Genomic DNA, 14527 nt, shown 5'->3' with positions numbered 1-14527 from the left:
TTCCCTCCAAGGTCGGGTGAGGGTGCGACTCGGGAGGGTCGCCGGGTCAGCAGCGCCGGCCGCGGTTGATGCAGTTGACGGCGAACGACATCAGGCGGTCGGGCATCACGTTCACGAAGTCCGCGTGGTCCGTGACCGGGTTGTGCAACTGTTCGGGGAAGGCGTCCACGGCGAACGAGCGGCCCGGCGGCACCGAGTACGTCAGCGTCATCCGCAACTGCGGGACCGCCCTGGTGCCCTGCGGGCAGGCGCCGCCCTGGTCGGGGAAGACGATGTGGTCGCGATGGTTGGCGCTGTCGGTGTTCTGGCCGTCCCAGCAGCTCGGGAAGTCCAGGATGCGGGCCACCTGGCTGCCGCGCGGGCACAGCGGGTACTTGTCCGGGCTGATCCGGTTGGTGAAGCCGGTGCAGCTCCAGCCTGCGCGGGCGTTGGCGCCGCCGTTCGTCGCAGCCTTGGCGTCGCCCATGATGATCCGCAGGAAGCGGGGCATGGCCGTCACGCGGGAGGTCGCGTTGCCGCGGAACTGCAGCGTCACCGAGCGCGGCCGCAGCACCTGGCCCACGTTGCCGTCCGGGTCGTCGGCGTTGGTGTCCACCTGGCGGTTGCGGAGCACCGGCCAGTAGTAGGTGGACTTGTCGCCCAGGCGGCAGGTGGTGCCGGACGCCTCCAGGCTCTCGTCGGTCGAGAAGGCGTCGGCCGACAGGTTGCCCACGTAGTCGTGCAGGTGGTGGGCGCCGTTGCGGACTCCGGGGGCGACGATGAAGTTGTCCGGGTTGTGGTGACCTTCGCCGTTTGTCCCGCAGCGGGAGACGAACGAGCCTCGCGAGCCGGTCCGGCCGATGCGCGCGTCGCCCTGGGACGGCGGGACCTGCCGGATGTCGACGAAGTCGGCGGGGAAGGGGCCGACGTCGGTGCAGCCGCTCTCCTCACCGGTGGGGGAGGGGGAGGGCGACGGGGACTCGGTGGGCTCCTCGGTGGGCTGGCCGGTGGGCTGCTGGGTGGGGGTGCGGGTGGGGCGGCCCCGGCGGCCGAAGGTCTCGGCGGTGGGCTCCTCGACGGGCTCCAGAGCCGGCGCGACGCCCCCGCCCTGGACGAACACGTCGCCGTCGTCCTGCTGCTGCCCCCGGTCCTGGTCCCGGTCCTGGTCCCGGTCCTGGTTCTGGTCCTGGTCCTGAGGGGCTTGCGGGTCCTGGGGTTCCTGCGGGTCCTGGGGGGCCTGGTCGTCGGGGTCCTGCGGCACCTGCTCCTCGGGTTCCTGCGGGTCCTGGTCCTGGCGCTGGTCCGGGGGTCGCTGATTGTCGACCTCGCACTGGTCCGCGCTGGCTGGTGGCGCGCTGCCGATGACGGCCGCGGACACCAGCCCGCCGGCCACCATGGCCAGGGCGGACATGGCCGCGGCCATGCGTCTGGATCTCAAGGTTGTCTCCTTGGGTCGGCCGCCGCGGGGGCGGGTGCTGCGGGTACGGGCGTCGGGGGTTCGGGCAGCTCGTCGAAGTCGACGAGCCCGGTGGACTCCAGCAGCGTCATGTGGCGCATGACCACCGTCACCGCCGTCTGGGCGAACTTCCTGATCTCCGTGTTGCGGGTGCCGGCTCGGACGTCCGCCACGACGGCGAACACCTTGCCGTGCGCGGCGCGCAGCAGCCTGGCGAAGTCCCGGTCGAACGCCGGACCGGTCTCGGCGGCCAGTTGCGCCATCCACCGTTGCTGGTCCGGGCTCGGCCGGTCGGGCAGCGGCACGGCGAGCCGTGCCGCCAACCGGCGGACCTGGGCGTCGAGCTTCTTGTGGTCCTCCACGAGGTGCGCTCCGACGTCCTTGACCCGCGCGGAGTCGCCTCGTTGCTGGGCCCACTGCCCGACGGGGATCTCCCAGAGACCCGCCTGCCGTACCTTGACCAGGAAGTCGCGGTCGGCCGGCCCGAGGGGGCCGGCGGCCGTCTGGGTGACCTCGGTCAGGACGGCGGTGTTCGCCTGCGGCATGATCAGCAGAATCGTGAGCGATGCCGCGAGTGCGAAGCCGCCGAACATCACTACTTCGCCGCGCAAAAGCCTGTGCATGGTCGAAGGTACGCGGTCTTTTCCCGACTGGTTCAGCTATGCCCAGAGATAGTTAGAAATGACTGGAGTTATCGGAGTGGCTGCCACGGTGATAACGAAGGTGTAAAGATGTGCCCCGTGCTAGGTCACCTCGACGGCAGGTTCGAGAGTGCGGATGCCGAGGCCGAGCACCGCATCGCGGTGCTTTACCAAGAGTTCGGCGGCCCTCTACTGCGCCACGTACGCAAGTCGACCGGTAACGATCTTCAATGGGCCGAGGACGTGGTGCAGGAGACGATCGTCCGAGCTTGGCGTAACTCGGCAAGACTGCAATGGGAACCGGGCCTCATCTGGGCGTGGCTGCTGACAGTAGCCCGCAGAATCGTCATCGACGGACGTCGGCGCAGGAGCGTGAGACCTCACGAGGTCGAGCCGCCTGAGGTCGACATGCTCGCGGTGCCGGACGGCTCCGAGCGCGCGTTGTCGGCCATCGTGGTCGCCGATGCGCTCCGTAGCCTTTCGGACGAACACCGTGAAGTCATTGAACAGACCTACCTTCGGGACCGTACGATAAGTGAAGCGGCGGAGATTCTGGGGATCCCGCCGGGCACGGTGAAGTCCCGGCTCTACTACGGCATCCGGGCGCTCCGTGAACTTTTGCGGGACAAGGGGGTAGCCGGCTGATGCATGACGGGGTGGCCGCCTACGTTCTCGGCGTCCTCGACGACGAGGAGCACGAGGCGTTCGAGCGTCACCTCGACGTGTGCGCACGGTGCCAGGCCGAGCTGGTCGAGCTCGCCGGGGTTCCCGACCGGCTCGACGAGCTCAAACGCGAGCCCTCCGCCTCATCCGGAGACGATCCGCCGATGTCGATGTCGCGTTGACGTATTTCCCCTTTTCGGGTGATATCGGTACGGCGAGGCGTACGCCCGGTCACCCAGGACCGGGCGGTCAGGGGAGGTGTTCGGTGGGCATCGGCGAAGATGCGGCCGCCCCTCGCGACCGCCAGTTCGGTGAGGAGGGCGGCCGCCTGTCCTACGGCGGCTACCTGCGCCTGCCCGAGCTGCTCGACCAGCAGCGCCCCGAGTCGCAGGCGCCCGACGAGCTGCTGTTCATCACCATCCACCAGGTCTACGAGCTGTGGTTCAAGCTGCTCCTGCACGAGCTGGAGGTGGCCAGGACCGCCATGTTCGACGGTGAGCTGTGGCGGGCTCGGCACCAGTTCAAGCGGGTGCACGCGGTGGAACGGGTGCTGATCGAGCAGGTCGAGGTCCTGGAGACGATGACGCCCCAGGACTTCCTGGCGTTCCGGTCCAAGCTGGCGCCGGCCAGCGGGTTCCAGTCCGTGCAGTTCCGCGAGCTGGAGTTCCTGTCAGGCGCCAAGGACGCCCGCTACCTCGCGCGGCTCCGCGACGCCGACGACACCGAAATCGCCCGGCTGAGACGGCGACTGGAGGAGCCCACGCTGTGGGATGCTTATCTGACCGCCCTCTCCCAGCGTGGCCTGCCGGTCTCCGACGATGACGAGATCATGGGCTCGCTGCTGGCCGTGGCGAGGGACCGCCGGTCGTACGACGACCTGTGGCAACTGGCCGAAGACCTGCTGACGCATGACGAGACCACCGCACAGTGGCGCATGCGTCACGTGCAGATGGTCGAACGGCAGATCGGCACGAAATCGGGCACCGGCGGCTCGACGGGCGCACCCTACCTGCGGGGACGCGTCCGACTGCACTACTTCCCGCAGCTGTGGGAACTCAGAGCCTGGCTGTGAGAAGTCCAGGCGAACCCTCACAAAGGAGTGAGAGCGAAATGCCGCTCGACGAGGCCAAGGATGAGCTGCTCCAAAGAGCCGCGCAACGGTGCGCGGTGAGCAGCGATCATGTGAGCCCCGATGAGGCACTGTCCTTCCTGCGCGTCTACTACCGGCACGTCGCGCCGGAGGACCTGCTCGATCGCAACCCCGTCGACGTGTACGGCCCGGCGATGTCCCAGCGCCAGCTCGCCGAGACGCGCCCCCAGGGCAGAGCCGTCGTCCGTGCCTACACCCCCACCCTGGACGAGAACGGGTGGGACCCGGGCCACTCCGTCGTGGAGGTCGTCACCGACGACATGCCGTTCCTCGTCGACTCCGTGACCATGGAGCTCGACCGGCACGGCATCGGCATGCATCTGGTGGTCCACCCGCAGATGCGGGTGCGCCGCGACATGACGGGCAGGATGCTCGGCCGCGGCCAGGAGGACGTCACCGGCCAGATGCTGGTCGAGTCCTGGATGCACATCGAGATCGACAGGCAGCCGGACCCCGAGGTCCTGCGGAGCCTGGAGGCCGACCTGCAGCGGGTGCTCACCGACGTGCGCCACGCGGTCGAGGACTTCGCCAAGATGCGCGCGCTGGCCGTGCAGACCGCCGAGGACCTGAGCGTCAACCCGCCGCCGCTGGAGCCCGCCGAGGTCGAGGACAGCCTCGACCTGCTGCGCTGGCTCGCCGACGGGCACTTCACCTTCCTCGGCTACCGCGAGTACCGGCTGGAGGAGACCGAGCAGGGCGAGGCGCTGCGCGCGCTGCCCGGCGCCGCGCTCGGCATCCTGCGCCACGACAAGATCGGCTCGGAGAGCTTCTCGGTGCTGCCGCCCGAGGTGCGCGCCAAGGCCCGCGAGAAGCAGCTCCTGATCATCACCAAGGCCAACTCGCGCGCCACCGTCCACCGCGCCGCCTACCTGGACTACATCGGCGTCAAGCTGTTCTCGCCCGACGGCGAGGTGATCGGCGAGCGCCGCTTCCTCGGCCTGTTCACGCACGTCGCCTACAACGAGTCGATCTCGCGCATCCCGGTGCTGCGCCGCAAGCTCGCCGACGTGCTGCAACTGGCCGGGCTGACCCCCGACAGCCACGACGGCAAGGACCTCATCGAGATCCTGGAGACGTTCCCGCGTGACGAGCTGTTCCAGACCTCGATCGACCAGCTCCTGCCGATCGCGATGGGCGTGCTGCGGCTGCGCGAGCGCAAGCAGGTCAAGCTGTTCCTGCGCCGCGACGACTACGGGCGCTACATCTCCTGCCTGATCTACCTGCCGCGCGACCGCTACACCACGGACGTGCGGCTGCGGATGCAGGAGGTGCTGCTCAAGGCGCTGGGCGGGCGGACGCTGGACTACAGCGCGATGATCGGCGAGTCGGCGCTGGCCCGGCTGCACGTGGTGATCCGCGGCGAGCGCGGCAAGCAGCTCCCGCCGCCGGGCGTGGACGTGGAGGAGCTGGAGGCGCGGCTGGCCGCGATCACCCGCTCGTGGACCGACGACCTGGGCTCGGCGCTGCTGGAGCTGACCTCCGAGGAGGAGGCCCCGGCCCTCCTGAAGCGCTACCAGTCCGCCTTCCCCGAGGGTTACAAGGCCGACTTCCCGCCCAAGATGGCGGTCAACGACCTGCGCCGCCTGGAGCAGGTCGCCGCCGACGGCGAGATCGAGATCAACCTGTACGAGCCGTACGATGCGGCCGAGGGCGAGCGGCGCCTGAAGATCTACAAGGTCGGCTCGCCGATCTCCCTGTCCCAGGTGCTGCCGCTCATCCAGCGCCTCGGCGTCGAGGTCGTCGACGAGCGGCCGTACGAGATCGACCGCGACAACGACCCGCGCACCAAGAACGCCTGGATCTACGACTTCGGGCTGCGCTACACGCCCTCTCCCGAGGTCGACCGCGACGCGTTCAAGCAGCTCTTCCAGGACGGGCTCATGGCCCTGTGGCGGGGCGACGTGCAGGCCGACAACTTCAACGCGCTCATCCTGAAGGCCGGGCTGACCTGGGAGCAGGTCGAGATCCTGCGCGTCTACGCGCAGTACCTGCGCCAGGCGGGCAGCACCTTCTCCCAGCGCTACATGGAGCGGGTGGTGCTGGGCAACATCCGGCTGGCCCGGCTGCTGGTCAAGCTGTTCGAGGCCCGGCTGGACCCGCGGCGCACCGACGAGTCCCGGTTCGACCTGGCCGAGGCGCTGCACGAGGAGATCCTGGGCGCGCTCGACGAGGTCGCCTCGCTCGACGAGGACCGGATCCTGCGCGCGTACCTGGAGATGATCCAGGCGACGCTGCGCACCAACTACTTCCAGACGGTCGACGGGCGGCGCAAGCCGTACATCTCGCTGAAGGTCGACCCGCAGGCGATCAGCGTGCTGCCGCTGCCCCGGCCGAAGTTCGAGATCTTCGTCTACTCGCCCCGCGTGGAGGGCGTGCACCTGCGGTTCGGGAAGGTGGCCCGGGGCGGGCTGCGCTGGTCGGACCGGATGGAGGACTTCCGGACGGAGATCCTCGGCCTGGTCAAGGCCCAGATGGTGAAGAACACCGTGATCGTCCCGACCGGCTCCAAGGGCGGCTTCGTCGTCAAGCGGCCGCCCGTGGGCGGGTCGCGCGAGGAGCTGCTCGCCGAGGGCGTCGCCTGCTACCGGATGTTCATCTCCGGCCTGCTCGACGTCACCGACAACCTCGTCGACGGCAAGGTCGTGCCCCCGCCGGACGTCGTCCGGCACGACGGCGACGACACCTACCTGGTCGTGGCCGCCGACAAGGGCACCGCGACGTTCTCCGACATCGCCAACGGCGTCGCCAAGGAGTACGGCTTCTGGCTCGGCGACGCCTTCGCCTCCGGCGGCTCGATCGGCTACGACCACAAGGCCATGGGCATCACCGCCCGGGGCGCCTGGGAATCGGTCAAGTACCACTTCCGCACCACCGGCGTGGACGTGCAGACGACCGACTTCACCGTGGCCGGCATCGGCGACATGTCGGGCGACGTGTTCGGCAACGGCATGCTGCTGTCGCAGCACATCCGGCTGGTGGCCGCCTTCGACCACCGCCACGTCTTCGTCGACCCCGACCCCGACGCCGCCCGCTCCTACGCCGAGCGGCGCCGCCTGTTCGAGCTGCCCCGCAGCTCCTGGGCCGACTACGACCCCGAGCTGATCTCGGCGGGCGGCGGCGTCTTCCCGCGCACCGCCAAGTCCGTCCAGATCACCCCGCAGATGCGCGAGGCGCTCGGCATCCCCGCCGACGTCACCTCGCTGGCGCCCAACGACCTCATCAGCGCCATCCTGCGCGCCCCCGTCGACCTGCTGTGGAACGGCGGCATCGGCACGTACGTCAAGGCGTCGTCCGAGTCGAACGCCGACGTCGGCGACAAGGCCAACGACCCGCTGCGCGTCGACGCCGCCGACCTGCGCTGCAAGGTCATCGGCGAGGGCGGCAACCTGGGCTTCACCCAGCTCGCCCGCATAGAGTTCGCGCTCAACGGCGGCCTGGTCAACACCGACTTCATCGACAACTCTGCCGGGGTCGACACCTCCGACCACGAGGTCAACATCAAGATCCTGCTCGACCAGGTCGTCCGCGACGGCGAGCTGACCGACAAGCAGCGCAACCAGGTGTTCACGTCCATGACGGACGAGGTCGCCGAGCTGGTGCTGCGCGACAACCACGCGCAGAACGTGGTGCTGGCCGCCGCCCGCGCCCAGTCGGTCGAGATGCTCCACATCCACGCCCGCTACCTGCGCCGCCTGGAGCGGGACGGGCTGGTCAACCGGGAGCTGGAGTTCCTGCCGTCGGACAAGGTGCTCGCCGAGCGCCGCCAGGCCAGGGAGGGGCTGACCGCTCCCGAGTTCTCGGTGCTGCTCGCCTACACCAAACTGGTGGCCGACGCCGAGCTGCTCGGCAGCGACCTGCCGGACGACCCGTATCTCGCCTCCTGGCTCGTGTCGTACTTCCCGTCGGCGCTGCGCGACCGGTTCAGGACGTACATGGACGTGCACCCGCTGCGGCGCGAGATCATCACCACCGGCGTGGTGAACGAGCTCGTCAACTCGATGGGCACCACGTTCATGTTCCGCGTCGGGGAGGAGACGGGCGCGTCCACGCCGGACATCGCCCGCGCCTACCTGGTCGCCCGCGAGGTCTTCGACTTCGCCAGCTTCTACCGGCAGATCGACGCCCTGGACAACCAGGTCGACAACGCCACCCAGCTCGCCATGCTCCTGGAGGCGCGCAAGCTCGCCGAGCGCGGCACCCGGTGGCTGCTCACCAACCGGCGGCCCCCGCTGGACCTGGCGGGCTCGATCGGCTTCTTCGTCAAGGGCGTCAACGGGCTGCTCACCCACATGCCCAAGCTGCTGACCGGGCCCGACCTGGCCGCCTTCGAGGAGCGCCGCGACTCGTTCGTGGCGCGGGGCGTCCCGGCCGACCTCGCCGAGCGGGTCGCGGCCATGGTGCCCGCCTACTCGACGTTCGACCTGGTCGAGGTCGCGTCCGTGACCGGGCGGCCGGTCAACGAGGTGGCCGAGGTCTACTGGGACCTGGCCGACCGCCTCCAGCTCGCCCGGCTGCGCGAGCGGGTCATCGCGCTGCCCCGCGACAACCGGTGGAACGCGATGGCGCGGGCCGCCCTGCGCGACGACCTGTACGCGGCGCACGCCTCGCTCACCCGTGACGTGCTGGCCCACAGCACGCCGGGGCTGCCTCCGGAAGAGCGGCTGGCCCGCTGGTCGGAGGCCAACTCGGCGGCGGTCGGACGCTCGCGGCAGACGCTGTCGGAGATCTGGGAGAGCGACAACTTCGACCTGGCCACCCTGTCGGTCGCGCTGCGCGCCATCCGCACGCTCGTCTCGGCCAGCAGCCTGCCCCGCGCGGAGGCGTAGCCCGGCGACCCGGCGTGGGCGTCTCCTCCGGGGGCGCCTGCGCCGGCGTCAGCCTGCCTGCTGGATGCGCACCAGGTTGCCCGCCGGGTCGCGGAAGGCGCAGTCGCGCATCCCGTACGGCTGGTCGGTCGGCTCCTGCACCACCTCGGCCCCGCCGGCGGCCACCCGCTCGAACGTGCCGTCCAGGTCGGGCGTGGCCAGCAGGATCCACCCGTACGTGCCCTTGGCCATCATCTCCGCGATCGTGCGGCGCTCGTCCTCGGTCACGCCAGGATCGGCGGCCGGCGGCGCCAGCAGGATGGACGTGCCCGGCTGCCCGGCCGGCCCCACCGTGATCCAGCGCATCCGCCCCTGCCCGACGTCGGAACGCACCTCGAAGCCGAGCGCGTCACGCCAGAAGGCCAGCGAGGCGTCCGGATCGTCATGCGGCAGGAAACTGGAGTGAATCGTGATGTCCATGACGGTTACGGTAGTTGCGGCTCGGTCATCGACGCCCCCCGATTCCTGACCGGTCTGGTCACCTGTTTCGCCACGCACGACGGCATGCCCTCCGTCGCGCCCCCCGCCTGCCGCCTGTAGACGCTTGGCGGCACGCCCACGAGCTGGGCGAAGTGGCTGCTGAACGTGCCCAGCGACGAGCAGCCGACCGCGAAGCACACCTCCGTGACGCTCAGCTCGCCGCGCCGAAGCAGGGCCATCGCCCGCTCGATCCGGCGCGTCATCAGGTAGGAGTACGGAGACTCGCCGTACGCCTGGCGGAACCGGCGGCTCAGGTGCCCGGCCGACATGTGCGCGCCCCTGGCCAGCGCCTCCACGTTCAGCGGCTGGGCGTACTCGCGGTCGATCCGGTCCTTGACCCGGCGCAGCCGCGTCAGGTCGTCCTGGACCCGCACCGGGGCGGCGAGGTCGGCGCGCCCCCAGCCGGGGCGGCACACTACGCCGTCTCCCACAGGTAGCCGTCCGGGTCGGCGAAGGCACCCGCGTCGGCGCCGACCACGAGCCGGTGCGAACCGGAGCCGTCGGGGGACACGCCGGCGACCTTCGCCAGCCCCTTGCGCTTGTACAGCGCCAGCTTGACCGGGCTCGAACCGGCGGCGAACTCGACGTACTTGCTGCCGAAGCTCTTGCCCACGGTGAGGCCGCGCTCCACGTAGAACCGCTTGCTCTCGGCCATGTCGGCCACGCCCAGCAGCAGCACGAACTCGTCGACCTGCCGGGCGGCCGGGCCGGTGTCCTTCTTCGACGACGACGCCACCTGCCAGACCGTCCCGTCGGGGGCCCGCAGCACGCCGCCGTAGCCCCACAGCGACTTGGCCGCCGGCTTCAGGGCCGTCGCTCCCGCCTCCACGGCGGCGTCGAAGAAGGCGTTCACGTTGGCGGGCTGGGAGACGACGAGCGACAGCGTGAAGCCGCGGAAGCCGGTCGCCGGCGCCTCCGAGGGCCGCAGGCGAAGCTGCTCGCACGGGCCGAAGGCGGCGGAGTAGAACTTCTCGGCGGCGGCGAGGTCGTCCACCTCAAGGGTGACGGAGTCGATGGATGTCATGTCGCCGACGCTAGTGGCGGGCCCCGCCCGGAGGCTTCTCGATTCCTGACCGGTACGGGGACCGCGCCGCGTCAGTCGCCGCCGGCGCGGACCAGGGAGCCGTCGTGGGCGATGACCTCGGCGGCCTTGCGGGTCGTGGAGGCCGGGACGGAGGTGACGTACTGGTGCACCTCGGAGAGGCGGAGGGTGCGGCGGACGACGGGGGCGGAGATGGCCCAGCGGGCGGAGGACGGGACCGGGATGTAGTCGTCCTCGGCCGTCTTCGTGGTCGTCGTGGTGGTGCGCGAGAGCGCGTACTGGATCAGGGCGCCGCCGTCGGCGGTGCGCAGGCCGTAGACGGGGAAGTCGTTGGCCGTGAAGATCGAGTCGTAGCTGAAGCCGTTCTTCTTGGCCTTCTCGCGGTCGGCGGTGATCTGGGCGGCGACCTCGGTGGTGTGGGGGCCCGCGGCGATGAGGCCGGCGGCCACGCCGTCGCCGCCCGTCTCGGCGACGGTGGCGTGCAGGGGGCCCAGGTATTGCGGGCTGACGGTGATGGCCTTGTCGTCGGCGGGGATCGCCGTGGCGTAGCCGTCGGGGTCGAGCGCGACGGGCGGCAGCTCCCGGCCGGGCAGGAGCCGGGCGGCGGCGCCGAGCCGCCAGTCGCCGGCCTTGGCGAAGGTCAGCATCGTGGGGTGGCCGTCGCGGGTGGCCACCACACTGAACCAGGGCGCCCGCTCGCCTGCCGGGAAGCGGGGCACGTACAGCGTGGGGGAGCCCCAGGCGCGGGTCGGCGGCTTGCCGGAGGTCGACAGGAACGCGGCGGCGGTGAGCCGCGCCTCGGCGTCGCGGGTCAGCTCCATGTCGAGCCGCTGGTCACCGGCGGCGCGCAGCAGGTTGTCGGTGGCGGTGAAGGTGGCGAACACCTCGGCCGCCTCCTCCGGCGTCACGGCGGTGACGGGCGCCGTCGGGGACGCCGTGGGCGAGGGCGTGGGCGTGGCGCCGCGGGGCGTGGCCGCCGGGCCGGGAGCCGGGGCGGCAGCGCTGGAACAGCCGGCCGCCCCCGTCAGCAAGGCGACGGTGAGTGCCAGCGCCTTCAGCCGACCGTGTACACGCACCTCGCCATGTTATTCGGGCACGCGAGGGTCGCGTACCCTAGGGAGACGTGGCAGTCATCGATCCGGCAGAAGAGATCAACGAGCTCGCGGGCACGCTGCGCAGCATCCAGGACGTGCTCGACCTCGACGGCATGCGCAAGCAGATCGAGGAGCTGGAGGAGCAGGTGGCCGCCCCCGACCTGTGGGACGAGCCCGACAAGGCGCAGAAGGTCACCAGCCGGCTCTCCCACATGCAGGGCGAGCTCAACCGCGTCGAGGGGCTGGTGCGCCGCCTCGACGACCTGTCGGTGCTCTTCGAGCTGGCGGCCGAGGAGAGCGACGACGACACGCGGGCCGAGGCCGACCGCGAGCTCGCCTCGCTGCGCTCCGACATCGGCGCGCTGGAGGTGCGCACGCTGCTGTCGGGCGAGTACGACGCGCGTGAGGCCCTGGTGACGATCAACTCCCAGGCCGGCGGCGTCGACGCGGCCGACTGGGCCGAGATGCTGCTGCGCATGTACCTGCGCTGGGCCGAGCGGAAGAACTACTCCACCGAGGTCTACGAGACCTCCTACGCCGAAGAGGCCGGGATCAAGTCGGCCACGTTCGCCGTCAAGGCCCCCTACGCCTACGGCACGCTGCGCGGCGAGCACGGCACCCACCGGCTGGTGCGCATCAGCCCGTTCGACAACCAGGGCCGCCGGCAGACGTCGTTCGCCGGCGTGGACGTGGTGCCGGTCGTGGAGCAGACCGACCACATCGACATCAACGAGGACGAGATCCGCGTCGACGTCTACCGCTCGTCGGGCCCCGGCGGCCAGGGCGTCAACACGACCGACTCGGCCGTCCGCATCACCCACCTGCCGTCCGGCATCGTGGTCTCCTGCCAGAACGAGCGTTCGCAGCTCCAGAACCGCGCCACGGCGATGAACGTGCTGCAGGCCAAGCTGCTGGAGCGCAAGCGCCAGGAGGAGGCCGAGAAGATGTCGGAGCTGCGCGGCGCCACGACCACGTCATGGGGCACCCAGATCCGCAACTACGTGCTGCACCCGTACCAGATCGTGAAGGACCTGCGCACGGGCACGGAGGCGGGAAACCCGTCGGCGGTGCTCGACGGCGACCTCGACGGCTTCATCGAGTCGGAGATCCGCTGGATGCGCCGCCAGGAGTCAGAGCCCGCCTAGGTGGCGCAGGGCCAGGGCCGCGAACAGCAGCACGACCAGCAGCGTGACGATGAGGGCGGGTGACAGCCCGGCGAAGCCGTGGCCGTGCATCCGCTCCCGGTTGGCGCGGCACAGAGCGCACCGGCCCTCGATGACTGGGTGGGCGCACTGCGCGCATACGAGGTGTTGGCAACTCATGTCAGCCCCAAGTCTAGCCGCACAATCGTTTTGTTTCCGTTATGGACGTTCCATGCCAGTCTTCCCCCTAGACTGTGCTCTGGCCAATCGGAACGTCGATCATCGGTAAAGATGGGCGTCCCCGATCGGCGTGCGGCGGGAAGTGGGCATGTGCCACCCTCGCTCCGTCCTGACCCCTAGACTGGCATGCCGTGATGCTCTCGTGATCCATTTCGATAATGTCACCAAGGTCTACGCGAACCAGAACCGGCCCGCTCTCGACCACGTCTCCGTCGACGTGGACAAGGGCGAGTTCGTGTTCCTCGTCGGCCCTTCGGGGTCAGGCAAGTCCACGTTCCTGCGACTGATCCTCAAGGAGGAGCGGCCCAACTCCGGCGCGATCCACGTCGCCGGCAAGGACCTGGCCCGCCTCTCCAACTTCAAGGTGCCGCACCTGCGCCGCCGCATCGGCTGCGTCTTCCAGGACTTCAGGCTGCTGCCCAACAAGAACGTCTACGAGAACGTGGCGTTCGCCCTCGAGGTCATCGGCAAGCCCCGGCGGTTCATCCGCAAGGTCGTGCCGGAGGTCATCGAGCTCGTCGGCCTGGAGGGCAAGGCCCACCGGATGCCCGACGAGCTCTCCGGTGGCGAGCAGCAGCGCGTCGCCATGGCCCGCGCGTTCGTCAACCGCCCGATGATCCTGCTGGCGGACGAGCCCACGGGCAACATCGACCCCGCGACGAGCATCGGCATCATGAAGGTGCTCGACCGGATCAACAGGACCGGCACCACGGTCGTCATGGCCACGCACGACGCGGCCATCGTCGACTCCATGCGCAAGCGTGTCGTGGAGCTGGAGGACGGCAAGATCGTCCGCGACCAGTCGCGTGGCGTCTACGGCCAGGCGTACTGAGCAGGGAGCAGCTGACACATCATGCGGGCGAACTTCATCTTCTCCGAGGTCTGGATCGGCCTCCGTCGCAATCTGACCATGACGATCGCGGTCATCATCACCGTGGCTGTCGGCATGGCGATGCTGGGCGTCGGCTTGATGATCAACGCCCAGGTCACGATGATGCAGGGCTACTGGTACGACAAGGTCGAGGTGTCGGTCTTCCTCTGCGCCAAGAACAGCCAGATACCCGCCTGCAACGGCAAGGCCATCACCGACGCCCAGACGAAGGCGCTGGAGCAGCAGATCAAGGCCATGCCCGGCGTCGAGAAGGTCTACTTCGAGGACCAGGCCAAGGCCTACGAGAACTTCCAGGACTCCGCCGCCAACAACCCGCTGATCAACGCGACCAAGGTCGAGGACATGCCGACCTCGTTCCGCGTCAAGCTGGCCGATCCCGACAAGTATCAACCGGTGATCGACGCCTTGAACGGCCAGCCGGGCGTCGCCCAGGCGATGAACCAGAAAGAGCTGATCGAGAAGTTCTTCGTGATGCTCGACAAACTACGTGGCGGCGCGCTGGCGGTCGCCATCATCCTGGTACTCGCGGCGGCCCTGCTGATCGGCAACACGGTGCGGCTGTCGGCGTTCAACCGGCGGCGCGAAACGGGCATCATGCGGCTGGTCGGCGCCTCCAACCTCTACATCCAGCTCCCCTTCGTCATGGAGGGCATGATCGCCGGCCTGGTCGGCGGCGTGTTCGCGGCCGTGATGCTGATCGTGGCCAAGGTCTTCCTGTTCGAGGAGATCGGCCGCTACCTGGCGCTCGGGGCGCAGATCGGCTGGAACGACGTCGCCTCCGTGATCACCCTGACCATGGTCATCGGCGTGCTGATCTGTGTGCTGGCGTCGTTCGTCACGCTCCGCCGCTACCTCAGGGTCTGACGAAACGCCGGTAAGGTCG

The 14527-nt window shown here is 69.7% G+C and carries 14 protein-coding genes; 7 read left to right on the top strand and 7 right to left on the bottom strand.

Annotation, left to right across the window (positions count from 1 at the left end):
• Nucleotides 1–46: 46 nt before the first annotated feature.
• Nucleotides 47–1417 (bottom strand): DUF1996 domain-containing protein, encoded by a 1371-nt coding sequence (locus ACWDXC_RS02755; protein ID WP_449977332.1) that lies wholly within the window; start codon nt 1415–1417, stop codon nt 47–49.
• Nucleotides 1414–2058: a DUF4142 domain-containing protein gene (locus ACWDXC_RS02750; RefSeq protein WP_449977330.1), complete on the bottom strand. Its 645-nt coding sequence runs from the start codon at nt 2056–2058 to the stop codon at nt 1414–1416. Before ACWDXC_RS02750 ends, ACWDXC_RS02755 begins: the two co-directional genes overlap by 4 nt.
• A gap of 117 nt (nt 2059–2175) precedes the next feature.
• Here ACWDXC_RS02750 and ACWDXC_RS02745 point away from each other — a divergent pair, with 117 nt between their 5' ends.
• The 4 genes from ACWDXC_RS02745 to ACWDXC_RS02730 all read left to right on the top strand — a co-directional run bounded on the left by ACWDXC_RS02745 (nt 2176) and on the right by ACWDXC_RS02730 (nt 8715).
• Nucleotides 2176–2721: a sigma-70 family RNA polymerase sigma factor gene (locus ACWDXC_RS02745; protein ID WP_219499940.1), complete on the top strand. Its 546-nt coding sequence runs from the start codon at nt 2176–2178 to the stop codon at nt 2719–2721.
• Nucleotides 2721–2921 (top strand): zf-HC2 domain-containing protein, encoded by a 201-nt coding sequence (locus ACWDXC_RS02740; RefSeq protein WP_219499537.1) that lies wholly within the window; start codon nt 2721–2723, stop codon nt 2919–2921. Before ACWDXC_RS02745 ends, ACWDXC_RS02740 begins: the two co-directional genes overlap by 1 nt.
• 83 nt (nt 2922–3004) lie before the next feature.
• Nucleotides 3005–3811, top strand: coding sequence for a tryptophan 2,3-dioxygenase (locus ACWDXC_RS02735; RefSeq protein WP_219499535.1), 807 nt, complete (start codon nt 3005–3007; stop codon nt 3809–3811).
• A 38-nt stretch (nt 3812–3849) separates the two neighbouring features.
• A complete protein-coding gene (locus tag ACWDXC_RS02730) occupies nt 3850–8715 on the top strand; it encodes an NAD-glutamate dehydrogenase (RefSeq protein WP_449977325.1) in 4866 nt (1621 codons plus the stop codon).
• Between the two features lie 48 nt (nt 8716–8763).
• On the opposite strand, the gene ACWDXC_RS02725 is transcribed toward ACWDXC_RS02730, so the two are convergent.
• The 4 genes from ACWDXC_RS02725 to ACWDXC_RS02710 all read right to left on the bottom strand — a co-directional run bounded on the left by ACWDXC_RS02725 (nt 8764) and on the right by ACWDXC_RS02710 (nt 11352).
• Nucleotides 8764–9174 (bottom strand): VOC family protein, encoded by a 411-nt coding sequence (locus ACWDXC_RS02725; protein ID WP_364172963.1) that lies wholly within the window; start codon nt 9172–9174, stop codon nt 8764–8766.
• Nucleotides 9175–9179: 5 nt separating this feature from the next.
• Nucleotides 9180–9650: a helix-turn-helix transcriptional regulator gene (locus ACWDXC_RS02720; RefSeq protein ID WP_449978158.1), complete on the bottom strand. Its 471-nt coding sequence runs from the start codon at nt 9648–9650 to the stop codon at nt 9180–9182.
• Nucleotides 9650–10258 (bottom strand): VOC family protein, encoded by a 609-nt coding sequence (locus ACWDXC_RS02715; RefSeq protein WP_219499528.1) that lies wholly within the window; start codon nt 10256–10258, stop codon nt 9650–9652. The genes ACWDXC_RS02720 and ACWDXC_RS02715 overlap by 1 nt, the downstream gene beginning before the upstream one ends.
• Nucleotides 10259–10329: 71 nt before the next feature.
• Complete coding sequence (locus ACWDXC_RS02710; protein WP_449977321.1) at nt 10330–11352, bottom strand: hypothetical protein; 1023 nt, start codon at nt 11350–11352, stop codon at nt 10330–10332.
• A gap of 47 nt (nt 11353–11399) precedes the next feature.
• Between ACWDXC_RS02710 and prfB the strand changes: the two genes are divergently transcribed.
• A complete protein-coding gene (gene prfB / locus ACWDXC_RS02705) occupies nt 11400–12515 on the top strand; it encodes a peptide chain release factor 2 (protein WP_357583999.1) in 1116 nt (371 codons plus the stop codon).
• On the opposite strand, the gene ACWDXC_RS02700 is transcribed toward prfB, so the two are convergent.
• Nucleotides 12501–12692, bottom strand: coding sequence for a hypothetical protein (locus tag ACWDXC_RS02700; RefSeq protein ID WP_219499522.1), 192 nt, complete (start codon nt 12690–12692; stop codon nt 12501–12503). The two genes, prfB and ACWDXC_RS02700, sit on opposite strands and share 15 nt — an antisense overlap.
• A 202-nt stretch (nt 12693–12894) precedes the next feature.
• Between ACWDXC_RS02700 and ftsE the strand changes: the two genes are divergently transcribed.
• Entirely contained in the window at nt 12895–13584 is a 690-nt protein-coding gene (ftsE, locus tag ACWDXC_RS02695) for a cell division ATP-binding protein FtsE (RefSeq protein ID WP_091079803.1), read from the top strand.
• A gap of 21 nt (nt 13585–13605) precedes the next feature.
• On the top strand, nt 13606–14508 hold the full coding sequence (ftsX, locus tag ACWDXC_RS02690; RefSeq protein WP_449977317.1) for a permease-like cell division protein FtsX: 903 nt from the start codon (nt 13606–13608) through the stop codon (nt 14506–14508).
• Nucleotides 14509–14527 lie beyond the last annotated feature (19 nt).

This window comes from Nonomuraea sp. NPDC003214, from assembly GCF_053590035.1.
The sequence above is the reverse complement of the archived record's forward strand: the minus strand, read 5'-3'. Positions and strand labels throughout refer to the sequence as shown.